Origin of the sequence: Nocardia sp. NPDC052566 (assembly GCF_044547285.1) — a bacterium.
Lineage (GTDB): Bacteria > Actinomycetota > Actinomycetes > Mycobacteriales > Mycobacteriaceae > Nocardia.
Window position 1 is genome coordinate 1,188,703 of sequence record NZ_JBIUAF010000002.1, and the last position, 23,862, is coordinate 1,212,564.

22 protein-coding genes and 2 tRNA genes are annotated in these 23,862 nt (G+C 66.4%); 18 read left to right on the top strand and 6 right to left on the bottom strand.

Annotated elements, in window-relative coordinates:
- The first annotated feature begins 3 nt into the window (after positions 1-3).
- The 4 genes from ACIG5A_RS12415 (at position 4) to dnaG (ending at position 5,490) form a co-directional block, all read left to right on the top strand.
- Entirely contained in the window at positions 4-1,269 is a 1,266-nt protein-coding gene (locus ACIG5A_RS12415) for a deoxyguanosinetriphosphate triphosphohydrolase (protein WP_397240253.1), read from the top strand.
- A gap of 988 nt (positions 1,270-2,257) precedes the next feature.
- On the top strand, positions 2,258-3,100 hold the full coding sequence (locus tag ACIG5A_RS12420; protein ID WP_397240610.1) for a ParA family protein: 843 nt from the start codon (positions 2,258-2,260) through the stop codon (positions 3,098-3,100).
- Entirely contained in the window at positions 3,088-3,516 is a 429-nt protein-coding gene (locus ACIG5A_RS12425; protein ID WP_397240254.1) for a hypothetical protein, read from the top strand. Before ACIG5A_RS12420 ends, ACIG5A_RS12425 begins: the two co-directional genes overlap by 13 nt.
- A gap of 54 nt (positions 3,517-3,570) precedes the next feature.
- Positions 3,571-5,490 carry a DNA primase gene (gene dnaG / locus ACIG5A_RS12430; protein ID WP_397240255.1) on the top strand — a complete coding sequence of 640 codons (1,920 nt, stop codon included), beginning with the start codon at positions 3,571-3,573 and terminating at the stop codon, positions 5,488-5,490.
- A 27-nt stretch (positions 5,491-5,517) separates the two neighbouring features.
- Here dnaG and ACIG5A_RS12435 read toward each other — a convergent pair whose 3' ends face one another.
- The gene (locus ACIG5A_RS12435) at positions 5,518-5,763 is read right to left on the bottom strand and encodes a hypothetical protein (protein ID WP_397240256.1); all 246 of its coding nucleotides are present in this window, start codon (positions 5,761-5,763) and stop codon (positions 5,518-5,520) included.
- A 100-nt stretch (positions 5,764-5,863) separates the two neighbouring features.
- Between ACIG5A_RS12435 and ACIG5A_RS12440 the strand changes: the two genes are divergently transcribed.
- The 3 genes from ACIG5A_RS12440 (at position 5,864) to ACIG5A_RS12450 (ending at position 8,148) form a co-directional block, all read left to right on the top strand.
- A tRNA-Asn gene (locus tag ACIG5A_RS12440) sits at positions 5,864-5,932 on the top strand.
- A 187-nt stretch (positions 5,933-6,119) separates the two neighbouring features.
- Positions 6,120-6,192: transfer RNA gene (locus ACIG5A_RS12445), tRNA-Asn, on the top strand.
- Positions 6,193-6,660: 468 nt separating this feature from the next.
- The gene (locus ACIG5A_RS12450; RefSeq protein WP_397240257.1) at positions 6,661-8,148 is read left to right on the top strand and encodes an ATP-binding protein; all 1,488 of its coding nucleotides are present in this window, start codon (positions 6,661-6,663) and stop codon (positions 8,146-8,148) included.
- A 5-nt stretch (positions 8,149-8,153) separates the two neighbouring features.
- Here the strand turns inward: ACIG5A_RS12450 and ACIG5A_RS12455 are convergent, their stop codons facing one another.
- A complete protein-coding gene (locus tag ACIG5A_RS12455) occupies positions 8,154-8,294 on the bottom strand; it encodes a hypothetical protein (RefSeq protein WP_397240258.1) in 141 nt (46 codons plus the stop codon).
- Positions 8,295-9,240: 946 nt separating this feature from the next.
- Here ACIG5A_RS12455 and ACIG5A_RS12460 point away from each other — a divergent pair.
- On the top strand, positions 9,241-9,579 hold the full coding sequence (locus ACIG5A_RS12460) for a hypothetical protein (protein ID WP_397240259.1): 339 nt from the start codon (positions 9,241-9,243) through the stop codon (positions 9,577-9,579).
- A 32-nt stretch (positions 9,580-9,611) separates the two neighbouring features.
- Here ACIG5A_RS12460 and ACIG5A_RS12465 read toward each other — a convergent pair whose 3' ends face one another.
- On the bottom strand, positions 9,612-10,826 hold the full coding sequence (locus ACIG5A_RS12465) for a cation:proton antiporter (RefSeq protein ID WP_397240260.1): 1,215 nt from the start codon (positions 10,824-10,826) through the stop codon (positions 9,612-9,614).
- A gap of 282 nt (positions 10,827-11,108) precedes the next feature.
- On the opposite strand from ACIG5A_RS12465, the gene ACIG5A_RS12470 reads away from it, so the two are divergent.
- From ACIG5A_RS12470 to ACIG5A_RS12490, 5 genes are all read left to right on the top strand, one after another.
- Positions 11,109-11,438, top strand: a complete 330-nt coding sequence (locus tag ACIG5A_RS12470; RefSeq protein WP_397240261.1) for a hypothetical protein — start codon at positions 11,109-11,111, stop codon at positions 11,436-11,438.
- Positions 11,435-12,274, top strand: a complete 840-nt coding sequence (locus ACIG5A_RS12475) for a hypothetical protein (protein WP_397240262.1) — start codon at positions 11,435-11,437, stop codon at positions 12,272-12,274. Before ACIG5A_RS12470 ends, ACIG5A_RS12475 begins: the two co-directional genes overlap by 4 nt.
- A complete protein-coding gene (locus ACIG5A_RS12480) occupies positions 12,274-12,990 on the top strand; it encodes a hypothetical protein (RefSeq protein ID WP_397240263.1) in 717 nt (238 codons plus the stop codon). Before ACIG5A_RS12475 ends, ACIG5A_RS12480 begins: the two co-directional genes overlap by 1 nt.
- Before the next feature lie 322 nt (positions 12,991-13,312).
- Positions 13,313-13,882, top strand: a complete 570-nt coding sequence (locus ACIG5A_RS12485; RefSeq protein WP_397240264.1) for a hypothetical protein — start codon at positions 13,313-13,315, stop codon at positions 13,880-13,882.
- Positions 13,879-15,048, top strand: coding sequence for a JmjC domain-containing protein (locus ACIG5A_RS12490; RefSeq protein ID WP_397240265.1), 1,170 nt, complete (start codon positions 13,879-13,881; stop codon positions 15,046-15,048). Before ACIG5A_RS12485 ends, ACIG5A_RS12490 begins: the two co-directional genes overlap by 4 nt.
- A 63-nt stretch (positions 15,049-15,111) precedes the next feature.
- On the opposite strand, the gene ACIG5A_RS12495 is transcribed toward ACIG5A_RS12490, so the two are convergent.
- Positions 15,112-16,617, bottom strand: coding sequence for a cellulase family glycosylhydrolase (locus ACIG5A_RS12495; protein WP_397240266.1), 1,506 nt, complete (start codon positions 16,615-16,617; stop codon positions 15,112-15,114).
- 367 nt (positions 16,618-16,984) lie between these two features.
- Here ACIG5A_RS12495 and ACIG5A_RS12500 point away from each other — a divergent pair, with 367 nt between their 5' ends.
- A complete protein-coding gene (locus ACIG5A_RS12500; RefSeq protein ID WP_397240267.1) occupies positions 16,985-17,716 on the top strand; it encodes a class I SAM-dependent methyltransferase in 732 nt (243 codons plus the stop codon).
- A gap of 4 nt (positions 17,717-17,720) precedes the next feature.
- Here the strand turns inward: ACIG5A_RS12500 and ACIG5A_RS12505 are convergent, their stop codons facing one another.
- Positions 17,721-18,983, bottom strand: a complete 1,263-nt coding sequence (locus ACIG5A_RS12505; protein WP_397240611.1) for an MFS transporter — start codon at positions 18,981-18,983, stop codon at positions 17,721-17,723.
- A gap of 655 nt (positions 18,984-19,638) precedes the next feature.
- Between ACIG5A_RS12505 and ACIG5A_RS12510 the strand changes: the two genes are divergently transcribed.
- From ACIG5A_RS12510 to ACIG5A_RS12525, 4 genes are all read left to right on the top strand, one after another.
- On the top strand, positions 19,639-21,006 hold the full coding sequence (locus tag ACIG5A_RS12510) for an MMPL family transporter (RefSeq protein WP_397240268.1): 1,368 nt from the start codon (positions 19,639-19,641) through the stop codon (positions 21,004-21,006).
- Positions 20,994-21,770, top strand: a complete 777-nt coding sequence (locus ACIG5A_RS12515; RefSeq protein WP_397240269.1) for an MMPL family transporter — start codon at positions 20,994-20,996, stop codon at positions 21,768-21,770. Before ACIG5A_RS12510 ends, ACIG5A_RS12515 begins: the two co-directional genes overlap by 13 nt.
- Complete coding sequence (locus ACIG5A_RS12520; RefSeq protein ID WP_397240270.1) at positions 21,767-22,222, top strand: nitroreductase family deazaflavin-dependent oxidoreductase; 456 nt, start codon at positions 21,767-21,769, stop codon at positions 22,220-22,222. Before ACIG5A_RS12515 ends, ACIG5A_RS12520 begins: the two co-directional genes overlap by 4 nt.
- 75 nt (positions 22,223-22,297) lie before the next feature.
- Positions 22,298-22,762 carry a GNAT family N-acetyltransferase gene (locus ACIG5A_RS12525; protein WP_397240271.1) on the top strand — a complete coding sequence of 155 codons (465 nt, stop codon included), beginning with the start codon at positions 22,298-22,300 and terminating at the stop codon, positions 22,760-22,762.
- Between the two features lies 1 nt (position 22,763).
- On the opposite strand, the gene ACIG5A_RS12530 is transcribed toward ACIG5A_RS12525, so the two are convergent.
- Positions 22,764-23,822 (bottom strand): NAD(P)-dependent alcohol dehydrogenase, encoded by a 1,059-nt coding sequence (locus ACIG5A_RS12530; protein ID WP_397240272.1) that lies wholly within the window; start codon positions 23,820-23,822, stop codon positions 22,764-22,766.
- Positions 23,823-23,862: the final 40 nt, after the last annotated feature.

The window sequence follows — 23,862 nt, forward strand, 5'->3', positions numbered from 1 at the left end:
TCGATGGCGCGTCACGGCTACACCGAACATGACACGGAGCGGATGGTCGTCGAGGGGGCCAAAACCGCCGGGCTGGGTGCGCCCGACGCCGAGGCGCGCACCGGGCACCGCACCGAATTCTCCAGAGACCGTGCGCGCGTACTGCATTCGGCGGCGCTGCGCCGCCTCGCCGACAAGACGCAGGTGATGGGCCCGCGCGACGGCGACACCCCGCGCACCAGGCTGACCCACTCCATCGAGGTCGCCCAGATCGGCCGCAGCATCGCCGACGGGCTCGGCAGCGACGCCGATCTCGTCGACCTGGCCGGGCTGGCGCACGACATCGGCCATCCGCCCTACGGGCACAACGGCGAGAAGGCGCTCGACACCTTCGCCGACGCCTACGGCGGATTCGAAGGCAACGCGCAGAACCTGCGCATCCTGACCCGCCTCGAACCCAAGGTGCTCGACACCGACGGCACCAGCGCCGGGCTCAACCTGACCCGTGCCTCGCTCGATGCCGCACTCAAATACCCTTGGGGCAGAACAGGTCCCGGTACCAAGTTCGGTGCCTACGATATCGACATCGACCGCCTCGACTGGGTGCGCAAGGGCGCGCCGGAGCGGCGCCAGAGCCTGGAATGCCAGATCATGGACTGGTCCGACGACGTCGCCTACTCGGTGCACGACGTGGAGGACGGCGTGATCGCGGGCCGGATCGACCTGCGCGCGCTCGCCGACCCGGCCGAGCAGGCGGCGCTGGCCGAACTCGGTCACCGGCAACACCGTTCGCTGTCCGTGGGCGATCTCGTTGCCGCGGCACAGCGGCTTTCGGAGCTGCCGGTGGTCGCCGCGGTCGCGGGTTACGACGGAACCTTCGCCAGTTCGGTGGCGCTGAAGCGACTCACCAGCGAACTCGTCGGCCGGTTCGCGACTGCCGCCATCACCGCCACCCGCGCGGTCGCCGGGCCGGATCCGCTGTCCCGCTACGCCGCCGACCTCGAGGTGCCGCCGGTGGTCGCCGCCGAGGTGGCCATGCTGAAGACCGTCGCGCTGCGCTACGTCATGTCCGACGAGGACCACAAACGCCGCCAGGCATCCCAGCGCGACCGCATCCAGGCCGTCGCCACCCGGCTGCTGGACGCCGCCCCGCGCGGACTGGACCCGCTGCTGCTGCCGTGGTGGGATGTGGCCCCCGACGACACCGCCCGTGTCCGTGTCGTCGTCGACCAGATCGCCTCCTACACCGAAAGCCGCCTGGAGCGCGTAGCTTTCGCACTCGGCGAGTAAACCAGCACCTCCCGCATCCGTCCCCGCGCCAGCAGATCCGGATCGCGCGCCGAGCGCAGTCGAATGGCCCTGCGACACACCGTACTCGGGGGCCATTCGACTGCGCTCGACGGATCCCGCTCGCGTGTGGCTCCTGATTACCGGGCACGTGCGGCGAATTCTGCAAGAGGTATCGGCCGGGCTCTGCTGATCACGAAGACAATGGCCGGTTCTGGCGTAGGCCGGTCAAGGGCATAGAGATGCGCGGGTGAGTGAGAGGTTCTCTACTCTGGGGTGTCTGCGCCGGAGTTGGTGGCGGTGTTCGGAAGGGGCTCGGGTGGATCTCGGGGGCGAAGCAGTGGTGCCGGATCAGGCCGGTGGTGGCCGGCTGGATGAATTCGACTGGTTGGGGCGCGATGCCGCACCGGAAGCCATGGCCGACGGTGGTGCCGGGAGCGGCGCGGCACCGATCGAACCAGAGCTCGTGTCGCGCAGCGACATTACGCGCGCCACAGTGCCTGAACCTGCGTCGCCGTCGGTGAGTACCGCTGAACGTCATGGGGGACCGGCCGAGCCCGTGCGGGCGACCCGGGGACGGCGCAGGCGCGAATCCACACCCGAAGCGGGGGAGTCGATTCCGGATACCGGTGGCGGTCGCCATTCGGCTCGCGTCGAGCCGGAGCCGCGGCAACCCGATGACGTCGCACCGGAGTGGATGCCGGAGCCGCCGCGGCGCAGCGCGCGGCGGACGCGCGCGCGGCCGGAACCGTCGCCGCGCGATGAGGTTGTGGCGGAGCGGATGCCGGAGCCGTCGCAGCGCGGCGCGGGAGGGGTGGCCGAACGGTCACCGCGCGATGTGGTTGTGCCGGAGCGGATGCCGGTACTCGGCAGCGATGCCGGACGGCACAGCGCGTCGCAACCGATCGAGCCGGAGCCGGTCGCGCACGCCGGCGCTGAGCCGGGCTACCTATCCACCGACAGCGCGGCTCCGGATGGTCAGCGGCCGTACGTGGTCGCGACGATCAATCTCAAAGGCGGCGTCGGCAAGACCACGACCACCGCGGCGCTTGCCGAGTTCCTCGCGGCGGAGTTCGGGCAGCGGGTGCTGCTGATCGACCTGGATCCGCAGACCAACCTCACCACCATGATGCTCGGTGAAAGGCGCTGGGGTGAGCTGGATTCCGCCGGTCAGACCCTGGCGGCCATCTTCCAGTCCGCGCTGACGGGGCGCGGGTTCGTCGACGCCGCGACGCTCGTGCAGCGCGGCGTCTCCGCCATTCCGGCGGTCAGGACGGTCGATCTGCTGGCGTCCTCGCTGAAACTCATCGCGCTCCAGGAAGAACTGGGCCGCCAGACCCACTTCGAGCCCACCGCCCTGCTCGCGCACGCGGTCGGCGAGCTGATCGCCGACTACGACTACGTGCTGATCGACTGCCCGCCCAACCTCGGCCTGATCACCCAGAACGGCCTGCGCATCGCCGACGGCTACCTGGTGCCGACCATCCCCGACATCATGTCCACCTACGGCATCGGCCCGGTCCAGGAACGCATCCGCCAGCTGGCGGCGGCCTGGGGGACCGACATCGTCGAGCTCGGCGTGGTCGTGACGAAATACCGGCGTGCCTCCTCGGTGCATCGCAGCACCCTCGACGATCTCAACCGCAACAAGTCGATCCCGATGCTCTTCCCGTCCTATATCCCCGAGTCGAACCAGATCGCGGCCGCGGCCGAGTACGCCGACTTCGGTACGCTGCGCCGGAAATACGGCGGCGGCGACCAGTTCACCGCCCTGCGCGAGTTCGCGCAGGACTTCCTCGCGACGACCAGGATCAGATTGGCATGGACTCGGTAGTGGACCACGAACTTTCGCTGAGCCGCCTCGCCGCGGCCGATCCGGCGCTCGCCGCGGCACTGTCCAGAGTTCTCGGCGTCGTCGCGGCCGAGGCGGCCAGGACCCCGCGATTCGCCGCGGCGCTGAAGCAGGCGCTGACGCTCGACGAGGCGCGTCCGGCGGCTCCCGCACCGCGCACCAGCACCCCGCGCGCCAAGGGTCTGTTCGATCCGTTCCCCGTCTTCGAGGTCTCCGGTGAGGCGGGTCTGCGCGCCAGGTTGCGCACCTTGTCGCCCGATCAGCTGAAGGACATCATCGCCGAACACGGCATGAACTACGACAAAGCGGCCATGCGCTGGAAGACCGCCGCCCGCCTCACCGACCGCATCGTCGAACGCGTGCAGACCCGCGCGGCCAAGGGCACGGTCCTTCGCTAATCGCTTGACCAGCCACTGGGCGAGCCGCGGCCGGACTGACATACACTCACTGCCGTGGCCGGACGACTCCCTGATCGCGATATCGCGGCGATACGCGAACGTGTCCGGATCGAAGATGTCGTGGGGGAGTACGTCGCGCTGAAACGCGCGGGCGCCGATTCCATGAAGGGTCTGTGCCCGTTCCACGACGAGAAGTCGCCCTCGTTCCATGTGCGCCCGCACCACGGGCTCTTCCACTGCTTCGGCTGCGGTGAGGGCGGCGACGTCTACAAGTTCCTGCAGAAGATCGAGCACGTCGGCTTCGTCGAAGCGGTCGAGCAGATGGCCGACCGGATCGGCTACCAGATCAACTACGAGGGCGGCGGCACCTCGGTGCAGCGCGATCGCGGCACCCGCTCCCGCCTGGTCGCGGCCAACGCCGCCGCGCACGAGTTCTACATGGCCAAGCTGCGCGAGCCGGAGGCCGAGGTCGCGCGCAAGTACCTGACCGATCGCAACTTCGACGGCGCCGCCGCCCAGCAGTTCGGCTGCGGCTACGCGCCCGACGGCTGGGACGCGCTCACCAAACATCTGCTGCGCAAGGGTTTCGACTTCAAGGAGCTCGAGGCGGCGGGCCTGTCCAAGCAGGGCAAGCGCGGCCCGATCGATCGGTTCCACCGCCGCCTGCTCTGGCCGATCCGCAACCTCGGCGGTGAGGTGATCGGCTTCGGCGCGCGCAAGCTCTTCGACGACGACACCATGCCGGGCAAGTACGTCAATACGCCGGAAACCGTGCTGTACAAGAAGTCTCAGGTGCTGTTCGGTCTCGATCACGCCAAGCGCGAGATCGCCAAGGCGCATCAGGCCGTGGTGGTCGAGGGCTACACCGACGTGATGGCCATGCACCTGGCCGGCGTGAAGACCGCCGTCGCCTCCTGTGGCACCGCGTTCGGCGACGAGCATCTCGCGATCCTGCGCCGCCTGCTCATGGACGACAACTTCTGGCGCGGCGAGATCATCTACACCTTCGACGGCGACGCGGCCGGGCAGGCCGCGGCGCTCAAGGCCTTCGGCGGCGATCAGCGGCTGGCCGGGCAGACCTACATCGCCATCGCGCCCGACGGCCAGGACCCGTGCGAACTACGGCAGCACTCCGGCGACGGCTCCGTGCGCGACCTGGTGGCGCGGCGAACACCGCTGTACGAGTTCGTGATTCGCGGTCAGCTCGCCGAACACAACCTGGACACCGCCGAGGGACAGGTCGAGGCGCTGCGCCGCGCCGTCCCGGTGGTCGCGCAGATCAAGGACAACGCGCTGCGCAAGGCGTACGCGACGAAGCTGGCGGGCTGGGTCGGCTGGGACGATATCCAGACCGTGGTCCGCCGGGTCGGCGAGGAGGCTCGACGCGCCCGCACCGGCGGCGCGCGGCCCACCGAAACCCGTACGGCCCCAGCCGAATCGAAGGTCGCCGAACATCCGGCGGCGCGCCCGAACCCGAACGATCCCGCGCTGCTGCCGCAGCGTCAGGTCCTCGTCGCGGCGCTGCAATACCCGGGCAACGCGGGCGCCGTCTTCGACGCGCTGGAACCCGAGGCCTTCCCCCACCCCGCCTACGCGGCCGTGCGCACCCTCATCGCCGAAGCAGGCGGCACCGCGGCCGGTCTGGGTGGCGCCGAATGGGTCAACGCCGTCGCCGACCGCACCGACGATCTGACGTTGCACGCCTTCATCTCCGAGCTCTCCGGCGAACCGCTGCCGGTGAAATCCGCCGACGACATCCCGCGCTTCATCACCGGCGTCCTCGCGCGCGTGCAGGAGGCATGGGTCGGCCGCCAGATCGCCGAACTCAAGTCGAAGCTGCAGCGGGTGTCGTCGACCGAACAGCCGGAGGCGTACTTCGCGCTGTTCGGCGATCTCGTCGCGCTGGAGCAGTACCGCAAGAGCCTGCTCACCCAAGCGATGGGCAACTCCGACGATTTCGCGACCGGGGCCTGAATCCGCGCGCGGCGCGCGCGTTCCGGTTCAGCGGCGCAGCTGATCCTGCGGCACCAGCACCGTGGTGCGCTCGTCCAGCGGCTCCATCGGTTCCAGCTGGGGCCGCGTACTGAGCTTGTCCGACAATTTCTGCCTGCCGATGAGCACGAGCTTGCGGGTCACCGGGCTTTCCGTCACGGCGCGCGTGGCCGCGCTGATCTGCTCATACCGAGCCCGCCCGGCCTTCGTGCCGAGCACGTAACCGGCCGCGACGCCGATGATCAACCGCAGCATCTCGATACGCTCCTCCCAGTTGCCAATTCGCGGCTCCCATCCTGCCCGACGCCCCGATCCCCTGTCGATCCGACCACCCCTTCCGCGCGCCGCCTCCTCGAACCCCATTGCTCGATCGGCAGAGCAGCCGACTGTTGATCGGCAGGTTTCTGGTTCGAATCCACTGGGGCCGCGGCGATCGGTCCCTGACCACCCACCCCAACCCCAACAGTCACCCCAGCCCCACCGCTCCCGCGTTCAGCCCCCAAGACAACGCGGACATTCCCGCAGGTAGAGCCGCGATTTGGGAAGCCGCCCGCCGATACGCTAAAGTTTCTCCTCGGCCCGGTAAGAACAAACCGAGCCACCCAGGATAGTCCCCTATAGCTCAATTGGCAGAGCAGCCGACTGTTAATCGGCAGGTTTCTGGTTCGAGTCCAGATGGGGGAGCATCGGAAAGCCTCCGACCAGCGTAGAGGATTACGCGGTCGGAGGCTTTCCGCGTTGTCGGGTCGAACGTCTGTGATCGGTTCATGGTCGCTGGGTCTTCTCATGTTCGGACGCGATGTGTCTATTCGCCGGTTGTTCCAGTGTGGCCTGTTGTCCACGTGCTGGTTTCGGGCAGCGTAGTGGCGGGCTGTGACGAGTAAGGTGTCGTCGAGTTGGGCGGCGTCTGCTTCGATGCTTGGTGAGACTCCATCCCTTCCCTGTTCGTGCGGGGATGTCCGGCTGCACCGGGTTTCCTTGCGTCGTCAGGCATTCCGCGGCTGGATGCGATCATGACGCCATGGCGCGGTCCTGTTATGTCGTGTCCGGGGATCGCCTGCGCAGTATCCACGGCGGCTGACCCGGATTGCCTCGAGTCCGCCCCGTCGGCCTTCCTGTAGAAGTGTACTTATTAGAAGTATGGTTATATCCATGGCGGATTTGGTGAAGCCGGACCGGGTGTTCGATCGCGACCGTGAGTGGGATGGGCTGGTGCGGTTTGCGACGTCGTCGAGTCCGGATGTGCGATTGGGGATCGTCAGCGGGCGGCGCCGACAGGGGAAGACGTTCTTGCTGGACGCGCTGGCCGATGCGATGGGTGGCTTCTTCTTCACCGCGACCGACGCGACCGAGGTCGAAGCGCTGGCGGGTTTCGGTGCCGCAGTAGCCGCGTACGGGGGTGGCGGTCGATACGCGTTCCGGGACTGGGACGAGGCGCTCGAGCGGCTGTTCGCGGTGGTCGGAGACGGGCTGGTGGTGATCGATGAGTTTCCGTATCTGACCAAGGCCAGTCCGTCGTTGCCGTCGGTGTTGCAGCGTGCGCTCGACCCGCGTGGTTATGCGCGCCAGGCGGGTTCGCGGGTGTTGCTGTGCGGTTCGGCGATGTCGGTGATGGGGCGCTTGCTGGGCGGCAGTGCGCCGTTGCGCGGCCGGGCGAGTTTGGAGTTGATAGTCAGGCCGCTCGACTATCGGGAGTCGGCTCGGTTCTGGGGGATCGACGATCCACGCCTGGCGGTGTTGGTGCATGCGATCGTTGGGGGGACGCCGGCGTATCGGCGAGAGTTCGTCGCGGGCGACGCGCCGGAATCGTTGGAGGACTTCGATTCCTGGGTACTGCGGACGGTGCTCAATCCGCAGGTGCCGTTGTTCCGGGAGGCGCGGTATCTGTTGGCGGAGGAGACCGAGATCCGGGATGTGGCGCTCTATCACGCGGTACTGGGTGCGATCGCCGGTGGGCACACGACGCGGGGCGGTATCGCGAACACCATCGGCCGCAGCTCGACCGATATCGGCCATCCGCTGTCGGTACTCGAGGATGCGCAATTGGTTGTTCGGGAGGCGGATCCGTTCAATCGGGGTAAGTCGGCGTATCGGGTGGCCGAGCCGCTGATCGTGTTCTACGAGGCGATCATGCGCCGGGAGTGGACCCGATTGGAGCGCGGGAATCCCGAAGCGGCATGGCGTAATTCGCGGGCGACGTTCCTGTCGCAGGTGGTGGGTCCGCATTTCGAGGGGATCTGCCGGGACTGGGCGATGTTGGTGGGGCCCGAAGTGTTCGGGGATCTGCCCGGTCAGGTGGCGGCCGCGACGATCAACGATCCGCAGGGCAAGAGCCAGATCCAGATCGACGTCGCGGTGCTGGCACCAGAGGAGACCGGACAACCGCGCCGGATCCTGTCGCTGGGTGAGGTCAAATGGGACCGCACCATGACCCTCGGGCATGTGGATCGCCTGAGCCGTGCGCGAGAACTGTTGTCGGCCAAGGGATATGACACAAGTCAAACCATTTTGACCTGCTACAGCGGGGCGGGATTCGACGAGAACCTCCTGGCTGTCGGCACTGGCCCCGGACAAATCCCGAAACAAGCCGACGGCCCGCTGCTGGTCGATCTGGACGCCATCTATTCCGAGATGCGGTGACAACCTCAGTTTCCGACCTCACGCGGGTCGGGGAGTCCGAGTTCGGGATACCCGGCGGCGCGTTTGCGCAGTGACGCGCCGATCACCGAGGAGAGCAGGTCGCGGTAGGCAACATCTACTGGCGATACGGTCCATGCGTGCTCCATCCGTCCATGTGCGGTTGGAGTTCTTCGTGGGTGCAGGATTCGACGCGAAGGATTGCCAATGGCCCGTTGATCGGGTCTGAGCGCTCGGCGTGCCGACGAATCCAGTCGGCCCACTCGTGCGCGGCTCGGGCGGCGGAAGCGTCCAGCCGTGTGGCCTGCGCATCGATCTCGTCGGTATATTCATGCATCGCCGCGCCTTGGTCGGCACCTGCCAACCCATCTCTACCGCTGCGGATGCAACTGCTTGGAGAATCCTTGCCGCGCGTGCGATTTGGGGCTTGGAGACGTACGCGCGTTTGTCTCTGAAGGCGACTACGGCGGGATGGGGGTCACGAATTTTTTGCGGTATTTCGAATGTCCTCGGTGATATCAGCGTCGCGAAGTCGGGTTCGAGGTAGACGGTGACGTCAAGGCTCGGGTCCATCCGGGTCGGCTCATGCGCGAGTCGCTGCCCTTCCGGCAATAGACCGTCCTCCGCCAAACAATCCGCGACCCCCGCGACTTCATGGGACTGGACATCCGTTGCCAGTTCCAAGCGCCCGCCCGCCGCGACGACGGCTTCCAACGTTCCGACGGCGCGATTTCGCCGCTCCTGTCGTTTGCGTTCGCTCTTGGCTCGCGCTTCTTGCTCGCGCTGTCGCTCTGCCTCGATACGTGCGGCGTGCTCTTTGAGGAGCTGTGTCCCCTTCGGGGTAATTGTCGCCGCCTATGCCTTGCCCTGTCCTGCGACCGGTACAAGCCCGCGATTGTCGATACCAGCGTTGGTCGCTGCTCCTCCACCCATATCCGTCGATCCTACTGTCGCGGTACGTTTCCGCTGGTGCAGTGGGGCGCCGGACTCGCTCCCTCCCCCGGACAGTCGTAACGACCTGGTATCGGCGATCGATGTGCAAATGACCTATCGGGAGGATTTCGTATGCGAAGGACGACAATCGCCGCTGGACGGGTGGCGATCGCCGCCGTGTCGGTTTTGGGTGTTTCCGCGGTGATCGGCTCCGGTACGGCCCAAGCCGCACCGCAAGACTGTGGCATCACGCGGGACCTGTTCAGCGCGACGGCTACCTGTCACGACACCGATGCGCCCGCTGGTCGGGAGTACGCCGTGATCGTCGAGTGCTTCGGCCTGCATGGAGTGCCGAACGCTTTCCCGCTCATGGCCATCGGCCCGTACCGGGCTTCGTGGGGCGGCTCATTCGGTCCGTCCGGCCAGGGCACGGCCTCCTGCTTGGGACCGCTCAGTGTCGGCACGGTCACCAATGCTTATGTGGCGGTATATCGCGACTGATCGGCGCGAGCAGTCCGGATCGGGAGCCGGGGTCAGTTGTCGCCGGGTGTGGGTGAGCGACGGCGGTGGAAGGCGCGGGTGGCGAGTGGCACGGTGATGCCGTGTAGGAGGACGCTGCCAAGGACTACGTAGAAGGTTGCGGTCAGGGCGATTTCGGCGTTGGTGTCGTCCAGGCGGTTGAAGGCGAGCAGGCCGAAGACGATCGAGGTGGTGCCGCGGGGGCCGAGCCAGCCGGCCAGCCATCGCTGGCGTGGAGGCAGCTCGGATCCGGTCAGGGACACCACGACCGGGAGCATTCGGACGACGGTGAGGACGGCGAGGGCGAAGACCAGCATCTGCCAGCCGAGGTCGGTGAACACCACCAGTACCGAGATCAGGCCGAAGGCGAACCACATGATGATGCCGAGGACGAAGCTGATGTCTTCGAGCAGGTCGAGTTGGCGTGCGTAGGTGGGGGATTCGCGGAAGTAGTGGTAGGCGATACCGGCGATGAAAGCGGCGACGAAGCCGTTGCCGCCGATGCCGGTGGCGACGGCGAAGGTCAGGATCGGGACGACCGTGAGTGCGATCCGTGCCGACTGCTCGCTCATGAGGTTTCGGCTTTCGGCGTGGTTGGCCGACCAGGCCAGCAAGGCGCCGAGGCCGATGCCGACCACAAGGGCTTTGAGCGCCGACGGGCCCGCGGTGCCGAGAGCTTCCAGCGGGCCCGCGGTGTCGCCGGAGTCGGCGACCAGGGCGAGGGCGAAGACGAAGATCGGTGAGACGATGCCGTCGTTGTAACCGCCCTCGACATTGAGGCTTTCGCGGACGCGATGCGGAATTCGCTTGTCCCGCACGATCCAAGAGGCCGGGGCGAAATCGATCGGCACAACGACGCAGGCGATCACCAGCAGTACCGCCCAGGACAGGCTGGGCAGCAGCCACCAGCCCGCCAGCATCGACGCGCCGAGGCTGAGTGGCAGCGCCAGCAGTAACAGCCGGATAGCCAGGCGTGGGGAACGCCCGAGGAGTCCGCCGGTCACCTCGGTGGCGTCGACGAACAGCAGCACGGCCAGGATGAGTTCGGCACCCTTGAGCGCGACTTCGGTATTGAGCGCGTCCGCCAGTGAGTCGCGCACGGTGAATCCGACCGCCACACCGGCGATCACCATCAGGATCGGCACCGAAACCAGCCACTGCTCGAACTTCACCGCGAGCAGTGACCACAGTGCGACGACGAGGCAGACCGTGATCAAAGACAGTGTCACCCGGTCATGCTCCCACAACACGGCCGGCTGTTCGCTGCACGATTGCCGTCCATCTGTTGTGTGCCGTGGGACTTCTGTCCGCTCAGGGCGTGACCTCCGCCACGGGGAGGCAATCTTCTTGCAAAGAGGTCCGTTTGGACCTTAATCTATTCCATATGGACCTTTTGGTAGGGAGTGTCGAGCACGGCGTCGCCGCGGACATGTCTCGGCCGCGATGTCCATAGGCGAGCGCGCGCCGAAATCAGGGCTCTACGAGCCGAACTCACACAATCAAGGAGAACGATGGCAGGCGGTGAAATCGGGCGGGTGACGCCCGTCTACCCGTTGAACCTCATCACCGGTGACGACTTCAAATGGTCGTACAAGTGGGATGGCGGGTTCCCGGACGGCTCGGAACTGTACTTGGAGTTCCTGAACGGTCCGGGCAACAAGGCGAAGGACAAGTGGCCGTTCGCCATCTCGGGGCCGTGGGCATCGCTGCGGGTCCAGTCGGACGTCTGCGATTCGATCACGCCGCAGACCGGGTACCGGCTCGTGTACCGCAATACGACGGTCGTGCCCTCGGATGAATCGGTAATTCAGTACGGAGCAGTGAAGAGGTGGGAGCCGTGACAGAGCTCGAAGGGGTCAGCCCCGTTGTGCCGCAGACGACGCCGTTCGACTACCCCTTCGGTGGCCTGCTCGTGCCCATGGCGGGTGTGAAGGGCGATCAGGGCGCCAAGGGCGATGTGGGGCCGAAGGGCGACAGCGTGACGGCCGTCCGGCGCAGCGGCGCCGCTCTGGTGTTCACCGTCGGCGCCGCCGAATTGCCGAACGTGCCACTGCCGGAAGTGGATTCGCTCGTTTCGTATCGCGACCAGGCCGCCGGCTCCGCGACCAACGCGGCCTACTCCGCGACGGACGCGAAGCGGTGGGCGGACGCCGCGGCGAGCGCGACGCTGCCGGACAACGGCGTCACCGCCGCGAAACTCTCCCCGGATGTCCGGGCGTCGCTGGCCAAGGCCGACAGCGCCAGCCCGGCCGGGCACACGCACACCATCGCGAACGTGACCGGCCTCGCCGCGGCTCTGGACGGCAAGGAAGCCGCGGGCGCGGCAGCGAACGTCGCAACGGCGTTGCGAGACGGTGTAAGTGGCGCGTTGGACACGTTGGCGAAGCTCGCGGCGGCCGTCGGAAACAGCCCGAACCATGCCGTGGAGACGGCGTCGGCGATCGCGGCGAAGTACACGAAGCCCGCGGCCGGTATTCCGTCCGGGGATATCGCCGATGGCGCGGTGTCGGGTGCGAAGATCGCGGATGGTGGCGTTGCGCTCGCCAAGCTGGCTACCGGCCGGGTCGCAGGCGCCGACAAGACCGGCGCGCGGTCGCTCACGGTGTGGGTCGGTACCGAGGCGGACTACCAGGCGATCACCGCCAAGGATCCGAACACCGTGTATCTGAGGTCCTGATGGCGATTTCACTCGGCGAATCAGCGGTCACCGCGGTTGCCTTCGGCGGCCAGGAGATTCAGGCCGTGAGCGTCGGCGCGGTCGATGTCTGGTCGGCAAGGCCGAGCTACACGCGGCGCGGTGGTGACAACTTCAACCGGGCCGATGGTGTCGTCGGCGGCCAGTGGAAGACGTTCGCGGATCAGACATGGGGCGGTGTGCAGGTCCGCGGCAATGCCGTGCAGTGGCTGAAGTCCGGCATCGGCACGCCCGACCTCTATCAGCCGGCGATCCACACCGCGGCGACGGCGACCACGGACGCCATGTTCGCGCGCGCGAAACTGGTTGCCGCGCCGACGAACTACCCGACCGGCGTGATCATCCGATCCAATCCGAGCCTCAATACCGGTGTCATCGCCTTGATTTCGGCGGGCAAGGTACAGGTCGCTCAGACAACCGGCCCGACATCGAGCAGTGTGACCCTCGTCGGCGCCACGGTCAACCGGAATCTCGCCGCGGGAGACACGATTACGTTGCTCGCGAACGGGACCCGCTACGCACTGTATGTCAACGACGAGCCGAAACCGATCTGGGTATGGGACGGTCCGCCATTGGCAGGCAACCGGCATGCCGGGCTGTACGTCCAGGGCGACAGCAGCGCCTACAGCGCGCCACTCGACGATTTCGAATTCGGCGACGTAACGGGCGTGGTACCACCGGCAGTCGCGAAGCCCTAGTAGGCGCAGCGTTGCCACGTTCTGTGGACCAACGGCCCACACCGGCTGACGCGTAGTACAAGGGGTGCCCCACCTGTCCACTCGGACTGGTGGGGCACCCTTGGATCCAACGGCGGACAGCACGTGTCCTACTACCGTGGTTCCGGAGTAGGTCCACCACCGTACGGTCGATTTGCCTTGTGTTGCCGCGACGCGCGGGAGCGTACCTATCAGCTCTTCCTGAAGGTGTGGGAACTGTTCCCCACTATTTCCCGAATAGGCCCGTGTCGCTCGGGAAGTTGGTCGACATAGCGTGTTGTCAGGCGCTGAGGGAAGGAAACTCATGGCCGTTATGGACAACCCGGAAGTCCCGCCCGCGATCCACATCCAGGTAGAGCAGGAGACCGGCCGGGACTACTCGGCACGGCCGATCGGTGAGCTCTCGGTGACGGTGTCCGCGGGACTCGGCGACGATTTCCTCCATCGTCCGGCATCGCTTGTCAGTGCCGGCCCCGATGTGCAGCAGGGCCGTGCGGCCGATGAGGAGTCCACTGCGTCGACAGGTCTCGTCGACGACTTCCTCAACAGGCCTGCGGTGCTCGTAGGCGCCAGCACCGTTGCTGGACAGGAGGACTCGACGATCTCGCCGGGTCTGGTCGACCAATTCGTCAATCGTCCGGCGATGCTGATCAACAACGTTCGGGATGCGGCGCAGGACTCGCGGACGAGCTACACCGAGCAGGGTGCGACGACTTCGGCGGGCCTTGTCGATGATTTCGTCGATCGTCCGGCGGGGCTCGTCCGTGCGGGCCGGGATGCTGAGCAAGACTCTACGGGGACTTCACCGGGCCTTGCCGATGAGTTCCTCAATCGCCCTGCGGCTCTTGTCTTTCACGCCAGGGATGACGCATGACCGCCGCGACGACCGGGTTCGGGTTCGACGACTGGTTCGCCCCGCTCGGGCTTGCCGAGTTCAATCGTGATGTGCTGGGCCGCCGGACGATGGTGACTGAGCCGCGCCAGGAGTTGGCCGATCGTGTCGGGCGGGCGCTCGGTGTCCGGTCCGCCGAGGATCTGTACGGCAAGCGGGTCAGGCAGGTTTCGGCGTGGTTCCCGCGCCTGGACGGCGCCATCAGCTCCGCGGTCATCCAGCCCGACACGGCGCGACGCTTCTACGAAGGCGGAACGACCCTGTTCTATCAGGAGGTCGCCGAGTTCGAGCCGTTCGCACGTGAGGCGGCCGAGGCGTTCGGAGTGTCCGCGAAATCGGCCAAGTGCCAAGTGTTTTGCAACCGACCCGGCGGGGTGACCGCAGTGCATTTCGATCCGATCGATGTGATCACGGTGCAGTTGAGCGGCCGCAAGACGTGGCGGGTGGCGCCGAACTCGTTCGCACCGGCTCCGCTCGAGGGCTGGTCGACGAAGGAGCCGGTTCCGCCGGTCATGCGCATCTATTCCGAGGGGCCGCGCCCGACCGAAATCCCCGCGGATGCGCGCGAATACATCCTCGAACCCGGTGCGGTGCTGCATGTTCCGCGCGGATACTGGCACGAGACCAGCTCCGACCAGGATTCGATCTCCATCCACATCCTGCTGATCCCCCCGCTGCGCCTCGACTTCCTGCTCGCTTCGCTCAGAAACGAACTGCTGCGTGAAAGCTATTGGCGGGAATCGGTTTACGATACGGACGGTGCGTGGTTGCCCGCCGCACGAGATTCCTTCGCCGCTGCCGTGGGCCGCATCGACACCGCAGATCTCGCTCGTCCGCTACTCGAAGACCTCCCGGTGCAGCCCGAGGCCACCTTCGTCCGTGCGGGCCAGGCCTGCCTCACGGTCGACGAGGCGGACGACGCAACCGCCCGAATATCTGTCACCGCCTTCGGTTTTCGCGAGACGAACACCTCGACGGCACGCATCGACTGCCGCCTGCTGCCGCCATGCCGATGGCTGAACGACCTTGCCACCGGCACCCGGCTGGATGTCGCCGACCTCCTGGCGGCATCCCCCGATCTATCGAAAGCTGACGCACAAGATCTCCTCGGCCTCTGCGAGCGAACACGACTCATCCGGCGCGCCTGATTGCGCCCCGATCGACTAACACGGCGGCTGCCAGCCGGATTCACGCCGCGATCAGGGGCTGGATCAGCCCGCTGACCCGCCGCTGAGTGGTCCGGTCGGCACCTTGGCTCCCGCTGATCCCGGGCGGTTGATGTAGACCGTGGTCGATGGGGAGCCGTCGGTTGTCACGGTGACTATCGGGGCTCCGGGGGCCGAGGTGATGGTGCCGCCTTCGACGCGGGCCTCGTAGCCGTTGGGGTAGTGCAGGTCGGAGACGTAGATTTCGGTCGGTTCGGGTTGCGGGCGTGGGGTGTACTGGTAGGCGAAATCGCCGTTGGTGGTGTCGAAGGTCATTCGGCCCGGGGTGCCCGCGGTGGCTCGGGGGTAGGTGCGGACGAGGTCGCGGCCGATGGCGCCGAGGAAGGGGTCGGGTTTGGGGGCGCCTTGGCCGAAAAGGGAGGCGTAGTGCCAGTATTGCCAGCCGATGAAGCGTTCGTCGGCGCGGGTGAGGGTGTTTCGCAGCACTGTCGCGTCACCGTCGCCGAATTCGGTGATGAGCGTGGGGATTCCGGTTCGTTTGGTGAACGAGTCGATGTTGCCCCAGGTCTTGTCCTGCTGGACCGGGCACGCGCCGCGCAGTTCTTCGGGTAGGCCGAGGTAGATCGCCAGTTGGCTGGGGACGCAGTAGTCGTGTGGTGCGAAGACGATGTCGGGGGAGGCGATCGGCGGGTTCTTACCGAGGTTCGATGGCATGGTTTCGTTCCATGTCACGTTCGGCTCCCAGAAGACCGGGATATCGGCGTTGCGGGCACGGACCGCGTCGGTCAGCTTCTGCATTGCCGCTTGGTATTTGGTGTCGAAGCGCGGGCAGCCGTTGGGGAAGCAGGTGAGGAACGCGGAGCCGGGCCACGGCTCGTTCATCAGCTCGATGCCGAGTACTCCGGGGCGTCCGGCCGTTTTCGCGGCCAGCGCCGCGAGTGCTTCGCCGAGATAGTCGAGCACCTTGTTGCTGTTGTTCCACACCTCATCCCAGCCGCGGTTCATGCTCGGCATCAGGTAGTAGAGCGGGAATCCGGGATTCGGCTCTATGACGCTCGGTCGCGCGCGTATCGACCATTCCGGGAATCCGTTGCCGCCCCAGATCTTCGACAATCCGTCCTGATGGTGGTCGAGCAGGGTGTAGATGCCGTGTGCCGCAAGCGTATCGATCACCTTGCCGATGCGTTCGAGGTAGGCGTTGTCGATGGCGCCGCGGGTGGGCATGAGCCCGTCGAAGCTGACGCCGAGCCGCACGGTGTTGAACCCGTGTCGCGCAAGGAGAGTCGCATCCTCGTCGGTCAGGGTGAAGCCGTCGCCGGGTTCGACGTACGGTGCTTGCTTGTCGACGTTGTTGACCCCGTGCAGCAGCACCTTGCGACCCGTGGCGTCGACGAGGTAGCTACCCTCGGCTCGGATCCGGCTGATCGGCGCGTCGGTCGGCGCGGCTTGCGCCGGAAGTGCGATCAACGCGGAACACGCGATCGCGGCGACGGCGGCTCCGGCCAGCCATCGCCGGCTGCGCGCCAACGCCGCCGTCATCGTCGTTTTCATGGCTCTGTGCATCGGAATCCCCGCTCAGGTGGTCGCCAGGAGCTATATGGTCACACGTCCAATTCGCGGGGAAGTTCCCCAGTCGTCGACTGGGGACTGCCCTCAGTGGGCCGAAGGCACGCTTCCCATGGCGGATTCTCCGGGGCGACGAGCGATCGTTGGTATTGTCGTCCGTGCAGGTCACCGGCCATTTTAGGAATAAAGGGCAGGTCGAGAGGATTGCTGTGGACGACACCTACTCCGCCGACTACTCCTACTACTTGCACAAGGTGCGCCACAGCCCGAGCTGGAACCCCTTCGAGGGCATCTTCCGCGCGTAGCGAAAAACCCTGTGGCGAGGGCCTTTTGCTGCGGATATGGTCGCTGGGTGCCCGACACCGCTTTCGCTCATCCTCGCCTGGCGTCGATCTACGACCACTTCGAAGGAAGTCGCGGCGATCTGCCCGCCTACCTCGGCATCGCCGAGGAGCTGGATGTGTACCATGTGCTCGATATCGGTTGCGGGACAGGATCTTTGGCGATACTGCTTGCCGAATGCGGCCGCGCGGTCGTCGGTGTCGACCCGGCCGAGGCGTCGCTCGAGGTCGCGAAGTCCAAACCCACCACGGCGAAAGTCACCTGGATTCATGGTGATGCGACGACAGTGTCAGGGCTCGGCGCCGACCTGGCGATGATGACAGGCAATGTGGCGCAAGTCTTCCTCACCGACGACGACTGGGCACGGACACTGCGCGCCATCCACTCCGCGCTTCGTCCGAGTGGTCACCTGGTGTTCGAAACCAGGCGCCCCGAACGCCGGGCGTGGGAAGAATGGGCCGCCGATCCGGCCCATCTCACCCTCGACATCCCCGGCATCGGGCCGGTGGAGCAGCGTCGAATGGTCACCGATGTGCGCCTTCCGTACGTCTCCTTCCGCTACACCTACCGATTCCTGGCCGACGATGCCGTCGTCACCTCCGACTCGACTCTCCGTTTCCGCGACCGCGACGAGGTGGAATCCGGTCTGGCCGCCAACGGCTTTCGCGTGCTGGATGTGCGCGAAGCCCCGGACCGCCCAGGCCGCGAGTTCGTATTCGTCACGGAATCCGTAAACACATAACAACTTACGTTTTGGCCGCGGCGAAGACCGGTTGCTGAGCATCGGGAACTTCCGTCCCGCGCAACGACGTTCCCGCGGTTTCCCGGAGGAAGGCGCAGGCGATCAGGCCGATCACGGAGGCGGCGACCATGTACGCGGCGGGGAACAATGCCCAGTGGGTCGAATCGATCACCGCCTCGTTGATCAGTGGCGCGGTGCCGCCGAAAGCCGCGGTGGCCACGTTGTAGCCCAATGCGAAGCCCGCGTAGCGGACGTGGGTGGGGAAGATCGCGGGGAAGGTCGCGCTGATGGTCGACAACTGGGGTACGTACAGCAGTCCGAGCACGATGAATCCGATGATGGCCCAAGCGGTTCCGCGGCCCATCAGCCAGTACATCGGCAGGGCCAGCACGGTCAGGCCGGTCAGCGAGAACAACCACATGGGGCGGCGGCCGACCCGGTCCGACAGCCTGCCGAAGAACGGCAGCGCCACCATCATCACCAGCTGGCCGATCAGCATCATCGCGGTGGTGGCCGATTCGCCCATGCCGATGGTGTTCTGGAGATAGGTGGGCTGGTAGGTCAGCAGCGTGTAGTTCACCACGTTGAGCGCGATGACCAGGCCGCCGAGCGTGAGCAGTTCGCGGCGATAGGTCGTCACGAGTTCACGCAGGCCGCTCGGCGGATGATCGTGCTCGGCGACCTCTTGGAAGACGGGGGATTCGTCCAGCTTGGCGCGCAGATACCAGCCGGTCAGGCCGAGCGGCACCGCGAGCAGGAACGGGATGCGCCAGCCGCCGTCGTGCATCGCGTCCGAACCGAGCACGAGCTGGCAGGCGAGCACCACCGTCGAGCCGCCGACAAAGCCCGCGAGCGTGCCGAATTCGAGGAAGCTGCCGAGGAAGCCACGCCTGCGGTCGTTCGCACATTCGGCGAGATAGGTTGCGGCGCCGCCATATTCGCCGCCGGTGGAAAATCCCTGGATGACGCGCAACGTGATGAGCAGCACCGGTGCGAGTGCACCGGCCGTCGCGTGCGTCGGCAGCAGGCCGATCGCGCCGGTGGCGGCGGCCATGAGCAGAATCGTGGTCGCGAGCACCGCTTTGCGGCCGACCCGGTCACCGAGTGGACCCCACACCATGCCGCCAAGAGGCCGCAGCACGAACGACACCGCGAATCCGAGCATCGTGCCGAGTGTGCCCAGCTCGCCGGGAAAGAAGGCGTCGGTGAGGTAGGTCGCCGTCGCCGCGTATACGCCGTAGTCGAACCATTCGGTGGCGTTGCCCATCGCGGCGGCGGCGACCGATCGTCGTAGCGGATTATCCGAATTTCGGTCCGTCACGTGCACGTCCTTTCCAGCCGTCGGACGGACCTGATCCGGCACCGATCCGAAGGCTTTCGCACGAAAAGGACCGTTACCCACGTTTGCTGGAGGGCAAACAACAGCCACCTGCCGCCACCCCCCGACACGCCGACGCCCACCTGGGACAAAGGCGGCAAATGTGATTGCCGCCACAGAGTATGGAATTCGCTGGTTATCCGGCCTTGCTCAGCGGAGCTCGACCGCATCGAAATTCCGCTCGAATCGAGGTGCGGCGAGGCATCGAATGCGCAGGGTCGCGCCGGTCTGGTGCTGGCCCGGACGCGCCCTTCGCCGCGCATCCGTGCGACTCACCGCGGATCTCCTTCTCGCGGACCATGAATGGGCGCACGGCAGACGGTCGCTGAAACTGAAGGTGCCGGACGCACTGACCGTCGTGACGTCCGGATCGGCGCGAATCTCCCATCTGTTCGCCGAGTCCGGTCGGCTCGCGATGGTTTCGAGGCAACACACCGCAACCCCGGTGCGTGCACTTGACGCGCGGGTCCGGCCTCCGCATACTGCGTTCCGGTAGTTGTGCAGCAATTCTCCCGTACGGCAATACCTCCCGATCAGAGGGGCAATGCGACGTTGGGCACGGCTGGTCACTTCTCATCCGCGGATCGTCACGGCGCTGGTGATTTTCGCGATCGCGGCGAGCGGACTCTGGGGCGCGGCGGTACTCGATCGGTTGAATCTGGCAGGCTATACCGATCCGGCATCCGAATCCGCACTGGTGGAAACGCTGATTCGGCAACGGTACGGGCGGCAGACGCCCGATGTCGTCGTCATCTACACCGCGCCGGCGGGTAAGACCCTCGAAGACATCCGAGAGCCGGTTGTCGAACGGATCTCGCGAACAGATTCACGCTTCCTCGCCAAACCTGTTGAGTCGTACTGGACTTCGGTTCCGGCGTTGCGGGATGCCATGGTGTCGGCGGATCACCGCAAGGCGCTGGTGGTCCTGACGCTCACCGGTGATGAGAATCAGCGGTTGCATACCTTCGAGAGCGTTGCCACGAACTTCGAGATTCCGGGGATCCAGACGCGGTTCGCCGGGTTCACCGCGACGACCCGGGGCTACAACGAAGAATCCACGCGCGATCTACTGCGCGTCGAATCGATCGCCATCCCACTGACATCGGCGTTGCTGATCGTGGTCTTCGGCGGTTTGGTCGCCGCAGCCGTCCCGGTATGTGTCGGCGCCGCAACGGTTCTCGGGTCGCTCGCCGCCTTGCGGGTGTTGTCCTACCTGACCGACGTCAGCGGATTCGCGGTCAACATGGCCACTCTGCTCGGTTTGGGCATGGCCGTCGACTACGGCCTGCTCATGGTCTCGCGGTTCCGGGAAGAGCTGCGCACGGGATACGCCGCGAGCGATGCGGCCCGGCGAACGATGTGCACGGCAGGGCGGACGGTGCTGCTCTCGGCGTTGTTGCTGGCCGGTGGGTTCGCCGGGATGACGGTGTTCCGGCTGGCCATGGTTCGCTCGCTCGGGTACGGCGCTATTGCGGCGGTCGCGATCGCCGCGCTGCTGTCGCTGACGGTGGTTCCCGCCGTGCTGGCGCTGCTCGGCCCTCGGGTGAATGCGCTGGCCTGGCGGCGCGGCGCGGTCCAGCGCGGTGAGATCCGCGCCTACCGGTTCTGGGGTCGCCTCGCTGTGCGGGTGGCGGCCCGCCCGGTGACGTCCGCGGTGGGCATCCTCGCCGCGCTCGGTATCGCGGCTGTCCCCATCGCCGGAATCGAGATCGGTGGGTTCGATATGACCGGACTGCCCTCGGACAACCCCGCTCGGGTGGCGCAGGAGGTGCTGACCAAGGAATTTCCCTTGGCCAACAATGGAGCAACCCTCATCGTTCGGGCGGAAGGCGGGGCTGTGCCCGCCGACGCGTGGCCGCGGTCGGTGACCAGGTTCGGGCGACGCCCGGTGTCGCTCAGGTGTTCCAGCTGAGCAGCACACCGGATTTCGTTGTTCTGCACGCGGTTCTGACCAACGACGACTTCTCGAACGCCGCGGCGGCCACCATCGGTGCGCTGCGAATGGTGTCGGTACCCGACGGGGTTCGAGTGCTGGTCGGTGGTGAGAATGCGGCCAACGCCGATACCAATACGGCCGTCGCAGACGGAATTCCATGGATGACAGCCGTGATGATCATCGCCACCCTGGCCGTGTTACTCGGTGCGTTCCGGTCCGTCGTCCTGCCGTGCAAGGCCGTCGTGATGGCCGGGATCAGCGTTGCCGCCACGCTCGGCATTCTGACTTGGATCTTTCAGGACGGCCACCGGGCCGCCACGCTGGGTGTCACCGCCGCCGCGCTGCCCGCGACGTCGGTGACCATGGTGGTGGCCATGATATTCGGACTGTCCACCGACTACGAGGTGTTCTTGATGTCCCGCATGATCGAAGCCCATCGTGCCGGTGCCGACACCGCGCAATCGGTTCGGCAGGGCATGGCCGCCACCGGGCGCGTCATCACCGCGGCGGCGTCGCTGTTGGTCATTGTCACTGGGGCGGCGGCACTTTCGCAGATGAGCCTGATGAAGATCGCCGGTTTCGGCATGGCGGTGGCCATCGTCCTCGACGCGACAGTGGTGCGCATGCTCCTGGTGCCCGCGGTGGTCGTCCTGATGGGGCGCGCCAACTGGTGGTTTCCCGCGCTCGGCCCGCTCGTGATTCGGCGAAATGGTATCGACTGCCAGGGAATTCGCTCGTGACCGAGCCGAATCGACGCACGTTCGTACGAGCAGCCTCCGCCTTCATGGACGCCATCGCCGCACCGGTATTCGGCACGCTCGGCGGCACGGTACGTCTCGGCCCGGTCGGACTCATCGCGGTAACTACGCGCGGCCGCCGCTCCGGGCAGCCCCGCACTGTGCTGCTCTCGCACTACAGCCGCGCCGACGATGGTTACGTCGTCATCGGCACCCACGGCGCGTCGCGCCGCCAACCCGCCTGGTACTACAACATTTCCGCCGACCCGAGGGTCACCGTCACCGCCGACGGCCGAACCCGCCCCATGCTCGCCCACATTATCGACAACCCGGAACGTCGACACCTGCTGCGCCGATATGCCTTGCGCGGCTACGGAATCCCCGCCCTGATCATCTCCAACGCCCTCGTCGATACTCGCACGGTCCCCATCGTGTCCCTTCGAACACCGAGCTGAAACGCGCAGATCGAAAGTCATAGACGAGGCTCGCGGTATGAGGCCTTGTCTATCCCGCCCTGTCAGACTCTTCGCATGATGGTCAGACTTGCACGAGAGGAAGACTTTCCGGCTTTTCTCGGACTGGCGACGCAGGTCGAGCAGTGGTTCGGTCCGATGGTCGAGGAGCCTGGGTTTCACAGTGCGGTGGAGAGGCACATTCGCCGGTCGGCGGCGCTCGTGGCTGTTTCATCGGAGTCGGACGTTCTCGGTGCATTGCTGTTCGGCGGGAAGGCTCCGGCATACCACGTTCATTGGCTTGTCGTCGCGAAGCGGGAACGGGGGAAGGGAGTTGGCCGGGCGCTGATGGCAGACGCTGTCGGCAGGTTCGTGCGGGGTCCGGGCAGTATCGAGGTGGTCACCTTCGGAGCCGACCATCCTGGGGCAACCGCCAGTGGCGCACGTGCTTTCTACGAGAGGCTCGGTTTCACGCCCGCCGAGGCCGCGGCCGCGGGGCCGGAAGGTGGTTCGCGGCAGGTGTTTCGGCGGGCTATTGCCTGATTCACACGGTGATGGTGACTTTGGCGCGGGCGTGTTCGGCTTCTACGTAGTGGATGGCCTTGGGGGTTTCGTGGAGGGGATAGGTGCGGTCGATGGCCGGGGTGAGTTTGCCGGATTCGATGAGGTCGCGGAGGGTGGCGAGGTTGTGGTTGTTCGGTTCCTGGGTGAATTGGAGTAGGCGTTGGCGGGTGAAGCGGGACAGGAGCTGGGCTTTGATGAACAGGGTCATCGGGCCGATCAGGCTGCCGCCCGTGAAGGTCCGGCCGCCGGAGAGGACGAGGGTGCCCTCGGGGGTGAGCGCGCGGCGCAGGGCGGACAGGGATCGGTTACCGACCAGGTCCAGGACGGTATCGTAGCGAGTTCGATTGGCGGAGAAGTCTTCTCGGGTGTAGTCGATGACGTGGTCGGCGCCGAGTGAGCCGACCAATCCCGCATTCCTGGCACTGCATACCGCGGTGACCTCGGCGCCGAAGAGTTTTGCGAGCTGAACGGCGAAGGTGCCGACGCCGCCCGAGGCGCCGTTGATCAGAAGTCGCTGCCCCGCACGAACTTTCGCGATGTCGCGCAACCCGATGAGTGCCGTCGTTCCGGCGAGCGGTACCGCCGCCGCCTGTTCGAAGGTCAGGTTGATCGGCTTGGGTTCGACCGAATCCGCAGGGGCGCGGACGTATTCGGCGAAGGCGCCGTCGGCGTTGCCGAGATCGCCGAACACTTGGTCGCCGACCGCTATTCGGGTGACGCCCGGGCCGACGGCTTCGACCTGGCCCGCGAAATCCCGTCCCCGGATGGGTTGTTTGGGCCCGCGTAATCCCCACGAGGGAGCGAGGAGACGCACCAGGTAGGGGTCGCCCTGCATGACGTGCCAGTCGTAGGCGTTGACCGAGGCTCCGCGCACCCGCACCAGCACCTCGTTGTCGGCGATCGCCGGCGTGTCGACCTCCCGGAGGCTCAGGACATCCGGTGAGCCGTACCGCTCCTGCACGATCGCCTTCATCAGGTCTCCGTAACGGGCGAGCCCGGCACCGGAAGCGGCTGCGATACCGCGTTCCAGCGCCCTCACGGTGATGGTAGCCCGGCGTACGGTCCGGCGGCCCGGATCC